This is a genomic window from Acetobacterium wieringae, assembly GCF_023700225.1.
In the GTDB taxonomy this organism is placed as follows: Bacteria; Bacillota; Clostridia; order Eubacteriales; family Eubacteriaceae; genus Acetobacterium; species Acetobacterium wieringae.
The window spans coordinates 2,537,817-2,554,670 of sequence record NZ_CP097897.1; the positions used below are offsets into that span (position 1 = coordinate 2,537,817).

Below are 16,854 nucleotides of genomic sequence, written 5' to 3' on the forward strand. Positions count from 1 at the left end.
TAGATCAGCTTATTGAAATTATTTTTAACCTGGAGGTAGAAAAATGGAAAACGTTGTAGGTAATGTAACAAAAGGCCATAAAGGTCTGGGAATCGCAGCTTCAATTATTATGGTTCTGCTTGGAATCGGGGTCTTTATTGCACCGCAGTTCTTTGTCAACATGATGATCTGGATCTTCGTTATTGGGTTAATGATTTACGGTGTTTTTATGATTTATGACTATGCCAAAAGTGAAGTTAAAAATGGCTGGAGCCTGACTTCCGGAATCATGGCCGTCATTCTTGGTTTTCTGCTTGTCTTTGCACCAGCTTTGGCCCGGGCTGAGACCTTCGGCTTTATGCTGGCCTTTATGACCTTATTCACCGGCATTAATCAGATCACCGCATCTTCGGTAATGAAAAAGCAGGGCGGTTCTGGTACCGGCTGGCTGCTGGCAGCTGGGATCATCAATACCATCCTGGGTTTCTTCTTCCTCTTTAATCCCTATGTTATGCTGTTTGCATTCTCAATCATTGCCGGGATTTATTTAATCGTTGGTGGAATTGCCCTATTTGCCTCCACCATGTCAAGCCATCCTGCAGAGCAATAAGTATTGTATCCAAAAACTGTTACTTTTTTGTATACGCTTAAAAAAAAGATCTGAGCTCAGCGCCCAGATCTTTTTTTATTCTGTTTGATCAAGTCCCAAAAATCCCGGAACCGGAATGGCGCTACCAATCACAGCGCCAATCACCAGTGGAATAATCGCACTCAGGGGAAACATAATCAGCAATAATAAAATTACCGCCAATGGTTTTCGAAGGATTGCTCCGGTGAGACCAGAAGCAACCACAGCCACACAAAAAATGGGATCGATGGGTAGTAAAATCGCAAACGCATAGCCAATTGCTGCCCCGGAAAAAATTACTGGGAAAATATGGCCACCCCGCCAGCCCAGTTCCAGGCAGATATTGGTGATCAGCAGTTTGACAATGGCAGTTACAAAGAGTAGCCCGACACCAATGCTTTCCCAGCCCGTCATCAGTCCCGTCATTTGGTGTTCTCCGGAAAACATGGTGTAGGGTAAAAATATCCCCACCCCGCCGAGAATCACACCGGCTACCACCGCTTTCACCACCACCTTGTCTTTAAGCGGATGAATGGCTTTTTTGACAATGCTCTTAAAGATGAAATAAAGCATCCCCAACAGACTCCCTGCCAGAGCCAGGGGAATCACCAGTGTCCATTCATTGGTTCCCAGGGTTTTAATATCCGGAAAATTTCCCAGACCCGGTCCGCCACCGATTGCATGGGACAATAACCGATATGCCCCCAGCCCACCAAGAATTCCCACAAAATACAATAAGATCTTGGTATTTTTTGGTATTTTTTTTACACTGCCGTCATCCTCAATCTGATTGACAAACCCAAATAAGGGTGAATTAAAAATGACGCCAATGGTGGCTGCCATCCCAATTTCGGCGATTTCATCCACTTCTGCCAGGGCAAATTTCAGTTTGTCTGAAAACCAGAAACATAAGCCCACAATAATCCCGGAAAGCCCGGCTTCCGGCCCCAGACTGCCACCGAAAACTAGAGGCAGTAGTGCCGCCATCCCAACAATATGGAGATTATTATAGGGAACCTTTTCTCCGCTTTTTACCTCCGCCATGATTTCCGAAAGTTCTCTGGGATAGGGGCCAAAGCGTTTTTCCCATAAGCCGACCAGCACCCCTCCCAGCGCACAAACCACCAACGGATAAGCAGTTAAATTTAGATTTTCCGGGATAACATGCCAGATAATTTCAATGCCATGATTTAATAAAAAGAGAATCAGCCAGGTGATCCCCCCAATGATTCCGCCTAAAAAACCTACAACCAGAATCATCACCAGGTTCTTTTTCAGCTCAAGCCACACGTTTCACCTCCTGATGCGTTCACGTCACAAAGCGCCCGCTTGTTACCCGTCGCCAATGACGTTATTAAAGTCATTATACCCTAATTTTACCCAAACTCGCAATCGCATCCATCGCGTTTTAAAATTAGAAGCACCACGGCTACAGCCGTTCGGTGCTGAATTGTACTCGATTCTTGCTAAATTCTTTGGCCTTGTATATGGCACTATCCGAATAGTTCAGCAGTTCTGCCGTGGTGATTCCATCCCGGGGGTAAAGTGCTATCCCGAAGCTGGCACTGATATTTAATTGCATATTCTCAATGACAAAGGTCTCCAGCAGTGCCGTGCGAATTTTCTCAACATACTCTAAAATTTCTATTTCCGTGAGATCACGTTGAATAATCAGCGTAAATTCATCGCCACCCAGACGTCCCAGCATGTCCTCCTGAAAAATAATCTTCTTTATTTTATCGGCAATGGCTTTTAGCAGCAAGTCCCCAATATAATGGCCTTTATAATCATTAATTTTTTTAAAATTATCCAGATCGATAAACACCACAGCAAACTGTGCCGCTTCTTCCTGATAGCGGTCAACCAGGGCATCAAGCTTACCAATCAGCATCTCACGGTTTGGCAGTCCGGTTAAAACATCGGTAAAGGCCAGATAATCAAGCCGCACCTCCCGCTGCTTCATCTTGCGGTTCAGTTCCTTCAACTTAACATTCTGTTGTAAGAATTCTTTTTCCGAATTGGCCAATTCGTCGTAGAGGGCACTGAGTTCCCTCTTTTGTTCGGTTATTTCACTTAATTTGGCATTGAAACTATGCTCATAAAAAGAAATAATACTGATCGTGATGATGGTACACAGGGGCACCACCACCCCCGGGATTGCCTCCAGATTCCCCCGGCCGATTACCACCCCGAAGAGTACCAGTAGCGAGGCTAAAATATTTATACCCACCGCAATCAAGTAGCCTTTATCCCGTACCGCGACCGCCAGATAAACCGACACCATCACTTGAATTTGTGCGATAACTCCGGCGATATTACTTAAGGCTGAGAGCCGCACCTGAAGAAAAATAACGGTTATAAAGAGGATTACGCAAATCCCAATTTTAAGCCCCGAAAGCTTTTTATTTTCTGTCGCCGTTTTTTTCTTTTCCAGGTAATTTTTTTCCAGACGTGTCAGATTCTTGCTTTTTTCCATCGATTCCTCACTCATCTTTTTCATCTGATTCATCATGGGACACTTTCTGACCGTAGAAACGGCCAAACTTGACGACCATCCTTGCCATTTCATCCTCACCCAGAATCACCGGGGTGCCAATGGCCCGGGCTTTTACATAAACCTCGGCGCAATGCTCAATTTGTTCGGCAATGTTAAAGGCATTGAGAATATCTTTGCTGCCCGTCAATAAACCATGGTTGGCCATCAACACCGCAAAACGATCCTGCATCGCCTCAAAAGTTTTTTCTGCCAGTTCCCGGGTGCCAAAGGAGGCATAATCGGCGCAGCGCACATCCAAGCCCGAATAGGCCACCAGGTAACTGGACGCTGGCAGGGGCTGGCGCAGGGTTGCCAGGACGGTGGAATAAACCGAATGGGTGTGAACCACCGCTGCAATATCATCCCGTCTGACATAAAAGATCCGATGCAGTTCATACTCACTGGAGGGCTTGCGGTTGCCATCGACAATATTCCCCTCGAGATCCATCACCACCACATCTTCTGCTACGGTTTCAAAATAATCGATGCCACTGGGGCTGACTGCCATCAGACCTCGTTCACGATTTAAAATACTGATGTTGCCACCAGTTCCTTTGGTTAATCCGGACGTAATCATCTTGCGGCAATAGCTTACCACATCTTGCCGTTCTTTTTGTAATAGCACCTTATCACCTTCTTACTTGGCTATCGTTTACTTAGGCTGTAAAACAACAGAATCGTTTTTTTATGCACTATTTTTATATTTTAACACAGCGAATTTGGCTAGACAACCTGTGGCGCATGATGTGTCAAAATTTTTACCACCGGCAACAACTATCATCCTATTTATCAGCTCAATCTATTAAAAATGCCCTGCCGATCAATCCTGTTTGACTGCATCGGCAAGGCTTTGTTGTTATCTGTTCCTGGTTTTTCTGATGACTTCCTCTGTCTGTTCTCACGATCAGATTGATCACCAATTATTCTGTATTTTAATATTTGTCGATGTCATCCAGCACAATTTGGGGCTCAAAGGAAAGATCTGCTTCGATTTTGACCGCCTTTTTTTCCTCCAATCGAGTTTGTATTTTTTGCGTCTGGCCAATACGTTTTAATTCAAAGGCGCCAACCATTTGTTTGAGCATTTCAGCCTGACCTGATAATTCTTCACTGGCTGCAGCACTTTCTTCAGCCGTGGCCGAATTTGTTTGCACCACCTGGGAAACCTGTTCAATGCCCTTGGTAATCTGCGCTATTTCCGATGCCTGATCATTGGATGCCTGGGCAATGTTACCTACAAGACTGGTTACCTGCTCAATTTCATTCAGTATTTCTTTGAGACTTTCAGCTGTTTCATCGGCAATCCGGGTGCCTACTTCCACTTTGTCGATGGAGCCTTCAATCAGACCCGTGGTTTCTTTTGCAGCTTCAGCACTTCTGGCCGCCAGCGTTCTAACTTCTTCTGCCACTACTGCAAAGCCTTTGCCATGCTGTCCTGCCCGGGCTGCTTCCACAGCAGCATTCAAGGCCAGAATATTTGTCTGGAAAGCAATGTCATCAATCACTTTGATGATTTTTGAAATATTATTGGAGGATTCGCTGATTTCATCCATGGCGGTAACCATTTTTTCCATCTGATCATTTCCCACTTCGGCATTTTTTCGGACTCTTACGGCCAATTCATTGGCCTGATTGGCATTCATGGCATTTCGCTTAGTTTCTCCGGCGACTTCTTCAATCGATGCCGTTAATTCCTGGATCGCGCTGGCCTGTTCCGTGGTTCCCTGCGACAGATTCTGACCACCATCCGAAATCTGTCTGGCCCCCATTTCCACCTGTCCAGCGGCATCATTGATCTCCTGCATGGTCTGGCTGAGTTTGTCATTAATCGCATTGAGGGAGATCTTGATCGGCAGGAAATCGCCCAGATACTCGCTTGTAATTTCCTGATTTAAGCTACCCTGTCCCATGGCTTCCAGAGTTTCTGAAATTTCGTCGACATAGCGTTTTAAGAAGACGATCGTATTGTTTAAAGCCTTCTTGATCTTGGCATGGTCGCCTTTGTATTCACCAGCCATTGTAATTTTCAGATTTCCGGTGGATAACAAATCCAGAATCTCTGCTGCTTCTGTCAGTGGCTGTATGATGGCATCCAAGGTCTGATTAAAGCCATCGATGACCTTGGCAAATTCACCCTGGAATTTAGAGGCATCACCCCGATTTGCCAAATCCCCTTCAACGGCAATACTGGCCATACTTTCTGTTTCCTGAACCAGGTTTAAAATGTTTTTAATCATGGCAATCAGGCTGGGGTTTAGGGTATCATTTTCGCTTCGCTTGCCGATCTGCTGCAATGTTTCCAGATCACTCATATCTCCGGTCGCAATATGCGTAGCAACATTAACCACCCTAATCAGACGTTCATGCACCGCATTGATGGCTTTTGCAATATCGGCGTAAATTCCCAGATACTGACCGGTCATTTCTTCGGAATAATCATTTACGCTCATCTTTTCAAGAATCCGTTTACCTTCCGATAATGCACTTAACCCTTCGATACAGGTGTTTAAATTGTTTTTTATGATATTAAAATCACCATTGTAGTTATCCGTAATTTTTTGCGGAATAATTCCCCGACTGATCTGCTCCACATAGTCAGCAGCGACATTCAGCGGCCCGACCACCGCATCCAGCGTCGCATTTACGCCTTCAACGATTTCTCTATATCCACCGGTAAAAGCCGATGCATCACCTCTGGTGTTCAGTCTTCCTTCCACGGCAGCAGCTGACAGATTATTTGCTTCGGCAATCAGTGCCCGAATGGTTTCAATGATCTGTTTAAGCGCTGGCGCCAATTCATCCTGATCATCCCGAGGTACAATGTTGGCACTGACATCCCCAGCCGATACATCGTTTAATGTACCGACAATCACGGTTTGAATGCTCTCTGAAAAAGTATCCAATGCATCTGCCATTTCGCCGACTTCATCTTTTCGATCCATCTTAAGTCGGATCATAAAATGGCCCTGATTCATCTCTTTTAGACCTTCAGAAACCTTTTGGATGGGTTTTCCGATAATTTTACTTAAAAAAATACCCAGGGCAATGGCAATGGTCATCCCTAAAGCTGTTATAATCGACATAAGGGTAACTGCCGTATTGGTGTCACCCGTGTTCTCACTGATTTGGACTTCTCCGGAATCAACCTTCATTTTGATAAGCTCACCCATTTCTGTGGTCGCAGCTTCAAAAGATGCTGTCAGTAATCCCGTTTCATCAAGCATTGCCAAGGCTTCTGCATCTTTGTTTTCTGCTGCCAGATCGGCTGCTGTATCAATCTGTTTTTCAGCATCGGCAATGGTTTCTTTTAGCTTGGCAAATTCTGCCCGCACTTCTTCTTTTACAATTGTCGCTTCAAATTGATCCATTGAGGAGCTGATCATTTCTTTATCGGCGACAATCTCCTCTGCATCTTTTTTAATTTCGTTTGGATCGGATTCTAAAACCATATCCACTAATTGATATCTCATTTTTTCCAGACTAGAAAGCAGGTTTCCGGTACTCATATGGGCAGTGGTCACATTATTGTAGGAATCAATGTAGGAGGAATTAATCTTGTAAAGATTAAGCACGCCTATTAATCCGACAATCCCTGCCACCAGCTCCACCAATATAAAACTGCTTACCAGTTTCTGGGTGATCTTCATATCATAAATCCATTTCATTTTGCTTCGCTCCTTTGTTGAAGTATTGATAAAAAATTTTGCTGATGCATTTTTGGGTTTTAATTTTAGTCAGTGTTAATTTTTTTCGTAGTCGAAACAGATTTTCGCTCCTTTCAAAACTAAATCATTTTTTGCCTCACTACACCGCCGTGTCAGTTAATAAAAAACACTATACTTATTATTTAATCATTATTATACAATTTTTATTATTGAAATACTATTGCTATTTAATAATAACTAATATTTATTATCTGTATTGATTTCTTATTCGCAACTACAAAAAAGAAGAAACTTTGCTTAAGAGTCGCTACTCCATCGGCAAAGTTTCTTCTTTTGTTTTTTATTGTTTGCAAGTAATCTATTCGTAATAAATCTCGTCAATCGCACAGCCAGCCGGGACAATCGGGTAAACCCCTTCTTCGTTGGAGATCTTGACATGAACCAGTAAGGGCCCCGGTTGATCTTTGATTGCTTCCAGAGTCTGATTCAGTTCTTCCATGTTGGTGACCTTGTAACCAGGGATACCACTGGCAGCGGCCAACATGATGTAGTCGGTACATTGAACGATGTCGGTTTGGGCATAGCGTTTGTCGCTAAAGAGCTTCTGCCATTGCCGGACCATCCCTAATGATTCGTTGTCAAACAGGAAGATTTTTAAGGGAATCTTATACTTGCTGACGGTGATCAGTTCCTGACAGTTCATCCGGAAACTGCCGTCCCCGGCCACCAGCAGCACATCGGCATCGGGATTGGCCAGCTTAACGCCAATGGATGCCCCCAGGCCATAGCCCATGGTGCCTAAACCGCCGGAGGTAATAAACTGGGCCGGGCGCTTGACGTTCCAGTATTGGCCCACCCACATCTGATGCTGGCCCACCTCGGTGACCACAAAGGCTTCCGGATAAGCGGCATTAATGGTGTTGAGAATGTTCTTGGGGTGGTAATCTCCTTTTTCGGCACAGGGGATAACCCATTCTTTAATTCTTTTATACCACTCCGGATAGGTCTTTTCTTCAATGTCTTTGGTCAATAGTGGCAGCACATCTTTGATATTGCCCTGAATCTGAATTTCAGCCGGAATATTTTTGGCAAACTCAGTGGGATCGACATCGATGTGGATGATCGTTTTATTGCGGACAAAGGCATCGCAGTTACCGGTAACCCGATCGCTGAAGCGGGCGCCAATCGCAATCAACAAATCAGAATTGATAACCGCCAGATTGGTTTCCTGGAAGCCGTGCATGCCAACCATACCCATTGACAGCTGGTGATCCCGGGGAATGCCCCCCAAGCCCATCAGCGAGTTGGCCACCGGAATTCCGGATTTTTCGGCAAAGGCCAGCAGTTCGACCTGGGCCTTGGATTTAAGCACCCCGCCACCGGCATAGATCATTGGTCTCTGGGCCTTGTTAATTGCGGTTACCGCTTCTAAGATTTTTGATTCCTTGATGTCCGGATAGATCTGGCGCAGCTTGGGAATAAACATTTTCTGGTATTCGGTTTTGGCCAGGAAGATGTCCTTGGGAATATCGATTACAACCGGGCCAGGCCGTCCCGATTGAGCAATGACAAAAGCCTCCCGAATGGTGTCGGCCAGGTCTTCTACATTGGTAACCAGATAATTATGCTTGGTAATCTGCATGGTCACGCTGGTGATGTCAATTTCCTGGAAGGAATCCTTGCCCAGCAAAGGCGAAGCCACCTGTCCGGTGATGACAACCAGGGGCACCGAGTCCAGATAGGCATTGGCAATTCCGGTGATGGCATTGGTCGCACCAGGGCCAGAGGTGGTAATGGCGACCCCCACCGTATCACTGGTTCGGGCATAGCCATCAGCGGCGTGAACCCCATTTTGTTCGTGACAGGGGCCAATTTCAGTAATATCATGGTCGAGTCGGTAAAAGGCGTCAAATAATGGAATGACCACCCCGCCGGGGAATGAAAAGACATGTTTGATGCCCTGTTCTTCCAGACAGCGGACGGTGATTTCCGACCCTAATAATAATTCTTTGTTATTCAAATCTTCACTTCCTTTCTGTTTTGGTTGAGATTAGTTAGCTTATCAGGTCGTTTGCGGGCGATCGAGGATCGCCCCTACGAACCATGATGTATATCGTTGTTCATAGTTAAGAGATGGTATTATTTTTCAAAGACGGCGCCGGTGGAGGCGGAGGTTACCAGTCGGGCGTAGCGGGACAGATAGCCCGTTTTGATCTTGGGCTCCAGCGGTACCCAGGCGGCTTTACGCTGAGCCAGAACGGCATCGTCGACCTTAACGGCCAGAGAACGATTGACAATATCAATGGCAATGATGTCGCCTTCTTCAATTAAACCGATGGTGCCCCCGCCGCCTGCTTCCGGCGAGACATGACCGATGCAGGCGCCCCGGGTGGCACCCGAGAAACGACCATCAGTGATTAAAGCGACATCCTTATCCAGTCCCATCCCGGCAATGGCCGAGGTTGGGAACAGCATTTCCCGCATTCCCGGGCCGCCTTTGGGGCCTTCATAACGGATCACCACCACGTCACCAGCCACAATTTTGCCGGCCTTGATGGCAGCAGTCGCTTCTTCTTCGGAGTTAAACACCCGGGCTGGGCCTTCGTGTTTTAACATTTCCGGAGCCACGGCCCCCTGTTTGACCACGCCACCGTCGGGGGCCAGGTTGCCAAAGAGCACCGCCAGTCCACCGGTGGGGCTGTAAGGCTTGGTCAGTGGACGGATGACTTCCGGGTTTTTATTGTAGACACCGGTCAGGTTTTCAGCAATGGTATTGCCGGTCACCGTCATTAAACTGGTATCGATCAGATCGGCATCGGCCAGCGTTTTCATAACCGCCTGAATCCCACCGGCAAAGTATAGATCTTCCAGATGGTGATTTCCGGCCGGGGCCAGTTTGCACAGGTGGGGGGTTTTGGCGGAAATCTCGTTGACTTCCTGCAGGTCGATACAGACCCCGGCTTCATTGGCAATGGCTGGTAAATGCAAGATACTATTGGTGGAACAGCCCAGGGCCATATCACAGGCCAGAGCATTTCTGAAGTTGGCATCGGTCATGATGTCCCGAGGTTTGATATCCCGTTTCCACATTTCCATGACCTGAATCCCGGCTTTTTTGGCCAGTCGCACCCGTTCCGCAAATACCGCGGGAATGGTGCCGTTGCCAGGCAGACCCATGCCCAACACCTCGGTCAGGCAGTTCATGCTGTTGGCGGTAAACATTCCGGAGCAGGAGCCGCAACCCGGGCAAACCGAATCTTCAAACGATTTAAGCTCAGTTTCATCAATTTTGCCAGCATTAAAAGCGCCCACCGCTTCGAAGGCGGTATTTAAATCGGTGTCTTTCTGACCCACCGCTTTACCGGTGAGCATTGGCCCACCACTGACAAACACGGCGGGAATATTGAGCCGGGCTACCGCCATCAGCATACCAGGAACCACCTTATCGCAGTTGGGAATCAAAACCAGCGCATCAAGGGAATGAGCGGTGGCCATGATTTCAATGGAATCAGCAATCAGTTCCCGGGACGCCAGCGAATATTTCATTCCGACATGACCCATGGCGATGCCGTCGCAAACACCGATAGCCGGGAATTCAATGGGGGTTCCCCCGGCCATGCGAACACCTTCCTTGACGGCTTTGGTGATGGTATTTAAATGGATATGGCCGGGAATAATTTCATTAAAGGAATTGACCACCCCGATTAAAGGTTGCTCCAGTTCTTCGTCAATATAACCCATAGCTTTGAATAAAGAACGTTGTGGCGTTGTTTCGACGCCTTTTTTTACACGATCACTTTTCATTTGATATCCTTTCTGTTGTGGTTTTGATATTTTCTAATAACTCGAATTGAGGGTGCGGGCGATCACGGATGACCAAGGGGTCAGACCCTCGCCCCTACAAAATAAATATTTTTTGATTTGAATTACCGGGGCGGCAGGCGGTTGACAACCGCCACTACAAACCGAAATTTATGTTCGTTCAGAAATTTCTAAAGGTTTTCGATTATTTTCTGGCCCATTTCAACGGTGCCAACCAGGGTCATGCCTTCACTGAAGATATCACCGGTGCGGTAGCCCTGAGCCAGGGTTTTTTGAACGGCGGCTTCAATGGCATCGGCTTCCGCCGTCAGATCCAGAGAATAGCGCAGCATCATCGCTACCGAGACGATGGTGGCAATCGGATTTGCTTTATTCTGGTTGGCAATATCGGGAGCCGAGCCATGAATCGGTTCAAACATACCAAACTTGCCATCAGCCATGCTGGCAGATGGCAGCATCCCGATGGACCCGGTGATCATGCTGGCTTCGTCGGATAAAATATCACCAAACAGGTTACCGGTCACAATCACGTCAAACTGTTTGGGGTTAATGACCAGCTGCATGGCGGCGTTATCCACATACAAATGGTTCAGTTCGACCTCCGGGTAGTCTTTGGCCACTTCTTCAACACAACTGCGCCAGAAGCGGGAAACTTCCAGAACGTTGGCTTTATCGACATTGGTCACTTTTTTCCCACGCTTCATAGCAATTTCAAAGGCTTTTTTGGCAATCCGCAGCACTTCTGGCCGACTGTATTTCATAATATCCCAGGCTGCTTCATCACCGTCCCGGCCTTTTTCACCGAAATAGACATCACCGGTCAACTCCCGAACCACCATAATATCCAGGCCGTCACCGATAATTTCCGGTTTCAGCGGACAAGCCGCCTTTAATTCTTCATAAAGAATGGCTGGTCGCAGATTGGCATACAGGCCCAGACTTTTTCGCAGACCCAGCAGACCAGCTTCCGGTCGTTTATCACCCGGCAGATTGTCCCATTTTGGCCCACCCAGGGCACCCAACAGCACGGCGTCACTGGCCAGACAAATGTCCACGGTTTCCTGGGGTAATGGGTTGTCACAAGCATCGATGGCGGCTCCGCCAGCTAATACTTCGGTATAATTAAAGGTATGGTTGAATTTTTCAGCAATTTTATCTAAAACTTTGATGCTGGCTCCGACAATTTCAGGTCCGATTCCGTCTCCGGGAATCACGGCTATTTTATAATTCATTTGTTCTCCTCGTTTTGCAAAATAATTTTGTAATTTAGATGATCGTTTAATTTATTTATTTTCCCGTTCTTCATCGCTAAGTAGCTTATATTCAATGGAATCAATCAGGGCAATGAGGCTGGCTTCGATGATATCGGTGGACACCCCGACATTGGTCCAGATGTCGATGCCATCAGAGCTTTCAATCAGCACCCGAACCTTGGAGGCCGTAGCCGATTTGGAATCAATGACCCGGACCTTAAAGTCGGTCAGGCGCACCTCGCTGATTTTGGGGTAAAAGACTTCCAGCGCTTTTCTCAGCGCCTTATCCAGGGCATTAACCGGGCCATCCCCCTCGGCAGCATTGATCTCTGATTGACCGTCGACGTTGATTTTAACCACGGCGGAGGAACTAAGAGCTTCTTTGGTATGAGTTTGTTCACCAATGGTTTTGAAATCTTCCAGGGTGAAAAATGGCTTGTGCAGACCCAGCTCTTTGCGGATCAGCAGTTTGACGCTGCTTTCGGCCCCTTCAAACTGATAGCCCTGGTATTCCAGCTCTTTGATGCGATCCATCACCCGGGTGGTTTCGTCGGACTTCTTGGTCAGGCTGGGGTCAACCTCGTTGATCAGCTGGATAATGGTGCTACGGCCAGAAACTTCGGACATCAGAATCCGCCGTTCGTTGCCGACTGCTTCTGGCGAAACATGTTCAAAGGAGGCCGGATTTTTCATAACAGCGTCGATGTGCATGCCACCCTTGTGGGCAAAGGCTGACTTTCCGACAAAGGGCTCCCGACCAGTAAGGGCGTAATTGGAAATTTCGGCGATCCGGATGGCCGAGGAGGTCAATTTTTGCAGTTCCGCATCAGCCAGACAATGGAAACCCATTTTTAACTGCAGATTCGGAATAATGGTGGCCAAATTGGCATTGCCGCAGCGTTCACCATAGCCCAGGAAGGTTCCCTGAACCTGACGGGCGCCAGCATGAACGGCCATCAATGAATTGGCCACCGCCAGCCCACTGTCGTTATGGCAATGAATGCCTAAGGGAATCCGCATTTTCTGGCGGACAGTGGTGACGATTTCCTGAATTTCATAAGGCAGGGTGCCGCCGTTAGTATCACAAAGAGCCAAACAATCAGCTCCCCCTTCCTGAGCGGCCAGCAGGGCTTCGATGGCATAAGCCGGATCATTTTTATAACCGTCAAAGAAGTGCTCGGCATCAAACGTCACATCTTTTCCCTGGGCCTTTAAATAGGCCATGGTTTCTTCGATCATTTTGAGGTTTTCAGCCAGGGTGGTTTTGATGATGTCGGTGATGTGGAAGGTCCAACTTTTTCCAAAGATGGCTACCCCCGGGGTTTCAGTTTCCAAAATGGCTTTTAAGTTGGCATCATCTTCAACGGCAATGCCGCCCCGCCGGGTGCTGCCAAAGGCCACCAGTTTGGCATGATTAAGGTGGATCCCCTTGATGCGATTGAAAAACTCAATATCTTTAGGATTGGAGCCAGGATTTCCGGCTTCAATGTAATCAATCCCCATTTTGTCCAGGGTTTCGACGACCCGGATTTTATCTTCCACCGAAAAGGAAATTCCTTCGGCCTGGGCTCCATCTCGCAGCGTTGAATCAAAGACTAATATTTTTTCTGACATGCCAATTCCCCCTTATCACAGTTTTGAACCGAATTCTTCCTGACCTTGACTCTCTTTGATATAAAGCATCTGGTTCACGGCGTCAACATAAGCTTTCAGACTGGCATCGATAATGTCGGTGCTGAGCCCCCGGCCATGGTAGACATGAGTGCCATCGGATATTTTGACCTGGGCTTCACCTTGGGCATCGGTTCCGTCAGTAACCGCCGTCACCCCATAATCAATCAGGGTCAATTCACAGTCAACCAATTCGCTAATGGCTTTAAATCCGGCACTGATTGGCCCATCCGCCAGGGACACACCTTCAATCAGATCACCATTTTTGCGCAAGCGGATGGTGGCGGCAGTGGAAATGGTGTTCCCTGTGCTGATGACAAAACGGTCCAGCGAATAAACCTCGGGTATTGCCAATTGTTTTTGTTCCACCAGGGCCAAAATATCCTTGTCGGAAATGACTTTTTTCTTGTCGGCCAGAACCTTAAACTGATTGAATAAATCCAGGATCTCCTCTTCGCTGAGGCTATAACCCAGTGAGGTCAGCTTATCCACAAAGGCATGCTTGCCAGAATGTTTGCCCAGCACCATTTTGTTTTCTTTTAAACCGATCGATTCCGGTGTCATAATTTCATAGGTTTCTTTATTGGCCATCATCCCGTGCTGGTGAATGCCGGATTCATGAGCAAAAGCATTTTCGCCGACAATCGCTTTATTGGGCTGAACCCGAACCCCAGTTAACTTGGATAACAAGCGACTGGACCGGTAGATCTGGGTGGTGTCAATATTTGTATCGACCTGGTAAACATCATAACGGGTTTTGAGGGCCATGACAATTTCTTCCAAGGCGGCATTACCAGCCCGTTCGCCGATGCCATTAACGGTACATTCCACCTGACCGGCGCCAGCCTGAATGGCCGCCAGCGAATTGGCGACCCCCAGCCCCAAATCGTCATGGACATGAACAGAAATGGTAGCCTTATCAATGTTGGGAACGTTGTTGCGAATGCCTTCGATAAATTTAAAATATTCACCGGGAGTCGTATAACCCACCGTATCCGGGACATTGACAATGGTAACCCCCTGATTGATAACCCCTTCCAGCACCCGGTATAAGAATTCCGGCCGGGTTCGGGAGGCATCTTCAGCCGAGAACTCCACCTCACCACACAGGTTACGGGCAAATTTGGCCATGGCAATGGCCTTTTCCAGCACCGCTTCCGGGGACATCCGCAGCTTGTATTCCATGTGGATATCCGAGGTTGCCAAAAAGTAATGAATCCGGGGATTCACTGCGCCTTTTAAGGCTTCATAGGCGGTACTGATATCTTTTTCGGTACTGCGGGCCAGGCTGGCCACCGTGGCATTTTTAATCTCATTGGCAACCAGTTGAACCGACTCAAAATCACCAGGAGATGCAATGGCAAACCCGGCTTCAATGACGTCAATTCTCAGGCGTTCGAGCTGTTTCGCCATCTCTAATTTTTCTTTCAGGTTCATACTGCAACCCGGTGACTGTTCCCCATCTCGAAGGGTGGTATCAAATATTTTTACTATTCTGCTCATTGCATCTCCTCCTAATTATTTTGTTTTTTTGTTATAAAAAAAGGCAGAAGGACTTCTGCCTTTGAGGTTGTCGATAAACTACCGTACCGACCAATTGTTAATCTGTTGTTCGCTACGGAATCGGACAGGCTACACCGTGTCCGCTCCGATGCGTACAACATGATGTAACAATTGTCGGTACTGGGTTATCCTTTTTGTGTCTGTTATTTTTTAATCCAGGACATCATGGTTCGTAATTCTGCGCCAACTTTTTCTACCTGAGTTTCTGTTTCAATTCGTCTTACAGCGTTGAAGTATGGGCGGTTGGCCTGGTTTTCAAGGATCCAGTTACGGGCAAAGGTACCATCCTGAATGTCATTAAGAACACCCTTCATGGCTTTTTTAGTTTCTTCAGTGATAATTTTGCTGCCCGTGATGTAATCACCATATTCAGCGGTATCACTGATGGAATAACGCATGTAGCCCAGTCCGCCCTGAACAACTAAATCGATGATCAGTTTCATTTCATGAACACATTCAAAATAGGCGCTTTCTGGTTGGTATCCAGCTTCAACTAAAGTTTCAAAACCAGCTTTCATTAAAGCAGTAACCCCGCCGCAAAGAACAGCTTGTTCACCGAAAAGATCCGTTTCAGTTTCTTCTTTGAAGGTTGTTTCAAGGATACCAGCCCGACCACCGCCGATTCCGGAAGCATAAGCTAGACCCAGATCGTGAGTATTTCCTGATGGATCCTGGTAAACTGCGATTAAACATGGTACACCGCGGCCTTCCTGATATTGACTTCTGACGGTATGTCCTGGTCCTTTGGGAGCAATCATAAAGACATTCACATCCGCTGGGGGAATAATTTGACCATAGTGAATATTGAAACCATGAGCAAATACCAGACTGTTGCCTGCTTCGAGGTTTGGTAAAATACTTTCTTTATAGATGGCAGCCTGTTTTTCATCAGGAAGCAGAATCATGATAATGTCTGCGGCCTTGGTGGCATCAGCGGCAGTCATAACTTTTAAACCGGCTTCTTCAGCAATCGCCCAGGATTTGCTGCCTTCATACAGACCAACAATGACATTGACCCCTGATTCTTTCAGGTTCAGGGCATGAGCATGACCCTGACTTCCGTATCCAATAATTGCAACTGTTTTTCCATCGAGTAACCCCAGATTACAATCCGCATCGTAAAATAATTTTGCCATTTTTTAAATTTCCTCCTTGAAATGCTTTAATAATTTAATTTTCTAATTATATAAATTCACTTGATGTGACCATTATATACTCACGTTAGTTGTGTAAACCGTACCGACCAATGACCAAGGGGTCAGACCCTTGTTAATCTGTTGTTTGCTGCAGAATCGAACAGGTCTATCAACCTGTCCGCTCTGATGCAAACAACATGATGTAACAATTGTCAGTACTTACTTTTTGTTTAATATGCTTAGCCGCATAGCTTTATAAACTAAAAAAATCCGCCTCTGTATAACAACAGAGGCGGATATAAGTATCCACGGTACCACTCTAAATTTAAAATAGCTTTACAACTATTTCCTCTTCTGGTCTGAACGCAAGGCGAACCTAACCATAGTCATTTAACGTTGACATCCCGGACGGGATCACGGCCTTCCCTACTAATTGGGTAAATGTTCAGGTTGGCAGCTCGCAAGTGAGTATTACATACCATTGTACTATTGGAATCACACCATCCTCCAACTCTCTTCAATACAATCCTTGGTATCTTTCTCTTGGTCATAGCAGTTGTTTTATTTGATTATTATTTTACTTACTTTAAGTATTTGAGTC

11 protein-coding genes are annotated in these 16,854 nt (G+C 46.6%); 1 reads left to right on the forward strand and 10 read right to left on the reverse strand.

What is annotated here, in order from left to right; genetic code table 11:
* Positions 1-43: 43 nt before the first annotated feature.
* Positions 44-589, forward strand: coding sequence for an HdeD family acid-resistance protein (locus tag CHL1_RS12330; RefSeq protein ID WP_070372800.1), 546 nt, complete (start codon positions 44-46; stop codon positions 587-589).
* 75 nt (positions 590-664) lie between these two features.
* Here the strand turns inward: CHL1_RS12330 and CHL1_RS12335 are convergent, their stop codons facing one another.
* The 10 genes from CHL1_RS12335 to ilvC form a co-directional block, all read right to left on the reverse strand.
* Complete coding sequence (locus tag CHL1_RS12335) at positions 665-1,897, reverse strand: chloride channel protein (protein ID WP_250933167.1); 1,233 nt, start codon at positions 1,895-1,897, stop codon at positions 665-667.
* 139 nt (positions 1,898-2,036) lie between these two features.
* Positions 2,037-3,119 carry a GGDEF domain-containing protein gene (locus CHL1_RS12340; RefSeq protein WP_250933169.1) on the reverse strand — a complete coding sequence of 361 codons (1,083 nt, stop codon included), beginning with the start codon at positions 3,117-3,119 and terminating at the stop codon, positions 2,037-2,039.
* Positions 3,091-3,768, reverse strand: coding sequence for an L-fuculose-phosphate aldolase (locus CHL1_RS12345; protein WP_250933171.1), 678 nt, complete (start codon positions 3,766-3,768; stop codon positions 3,091-3,093). Before CHL1_RS12345 ends, CHL1_RS12340 begins: the two co-directional genes overlap by 29 nt.
* Before the next feature lie 307 nt (positions 3,769-4,075).
* Entirely contained in the window at positions 4,076-6,808 is a 2,733-nt protein-coding gene (locus tag CHL1_RS12350) for a methyl-accepting chemotaxis protein (protein WP_250933174.1), read from the reverse strand.
* Between the two features lie 358 nt (positions 6,809-7,166).
* A complete protein-coding gene (ilvB, locus tag CHL1_RS12355; protein WP_250933176.1) occupies positions 7,167-8,828 on the reverse strand; it encodes a biosynthetic-type acetolactate synthase large subunit in 1,662 nt (553 codons plus the stop codon).
* Between the two features lie 119 nt (positions 8,829-8,947).
* Positions 8,948-10,612: a dihydroxy-acid dehydratase gene (gene ilvD, locus CHL1_RS12360; protein ID WP_250933178.1), complete on the reverse strand. Its 1,665-nt coding sequence runs from the start codon at positions 10,610-10,612 to the stop codon at positions 8,948-8,950.
* Positions 10,613-10,800: 188 nt separating this feature from the next.
* Positions 10,801-11,862 (reverse strand): 3-isopropylmalate dehydrogenase, encoded by a 1,062-nt coding sequence (gene leuB / locus CHL1_RS12365; RefSeq protein ID WP_228882895.1) that lies wholly within the window; start codon positions 11,860-11,862, stop codon positions 10,801-10,803.
* A gap of 51 nt (positions 11,863-11,913) precedes the next feature.
* Positions 11,914-13,497, reverse strand: coding sequence for a citramalate synthase (gene cimA / locus CHL1_RS12370; protein ID WP_228882892.1), 1,584 nt, complete (start codon positions 13,495-13,497; stop codon positions 11,914-11,916).
* 15 nt (positions 13,498-13,512) lie between these two features.
* Positions 13,513-15,057 carry a 2-isopropylmalate synthase gene (locus CHL1_RS12375; RefSeq protein WP_228882889.1) on the reverse strand — a complete coding sequence of 515 codons (1,545 nt, stop codon included), beginning with the start codon at positions 15,055-15,057 and terminating at the stop codon, positions 13,513-13,515.
* Positions 15,058-15,260: 203 nt separating this feature from the next.
* Positions 15,261-16,253: a ketol-acid reductoisomerase gene (ilvC, locus tag CHL1_RS12380; RefSeq protein WP_070370560.1), complete on the reverse strand. Its 993-nt coding sequence runs from the start codon at positions 16,251-16,253 to the stop codon at positions 15,261-15,263.
* Between the last annotated feature and the right edge of the window lie 601 nt (positions 16,254-16,854).

What these genes read in the sequence shown, in the direction of transcription:
- CHL1_RS12330 (WP_070372800.1), top strand. Translation starts at nt 44, where the DNA reads ATGGAAAACGTTGTAGGTAATGTAACAAAAGGCCATAAAGGTCTGGGA.
- CHL1_RS12340 (WP_250933169.1), bottom strand. Translation starts at nt 3,119, where the DNA reads ATGATGAATCAGATGAAAAAGATGAGTGAGGAATCGATGGAAAAAAGC.
- CHL1_RS12350 (WP_250933174.1), bottom strand. Translation starts at nt 6,808, where the DNA reads ATGAAATGGATTTATGATATGAAGATCACCCAGAAACTGGTAAGCAGT.
- ilvD (WP_250933178.1), bottom strand. Translation starts at nt 10,612, where the DNA reads ATGAAAAGTGATCGTGTAAAAAAAGGCGTCGAAACAACGCCACAACGT.
- leuB (WP_228882895.1), bottom strand. Translation starts at nt 11,862, where the DNA reads ATGAATTATAAAATAGCCGTGATTCCCGGAGACGGAATCGGACCTGAA.
- cimA (WP_228882892.1), bottom strand. Translation starts at nt 13,497, where the DNA reads ATGTCAGAAAAAATATTAGTCTTTGATTCAACGCTGCGAGATGGAGCC.
- CHL1_RS12375 (WP_228882889.1), bottom strand. Translation starts at nt 15,057, where the DNA reads ATGAGCAGAATAGTAAAAATATTTGATACCACCCTTCGAGATGGGGAA.
- ilvC (WP_070370560.1), bottom strand. Translation starts at nt 16,253, where the DNA reads ATGGCAAAATTATTTTACGATGCGGATTGTAATCTGGGGTTACTCGAT.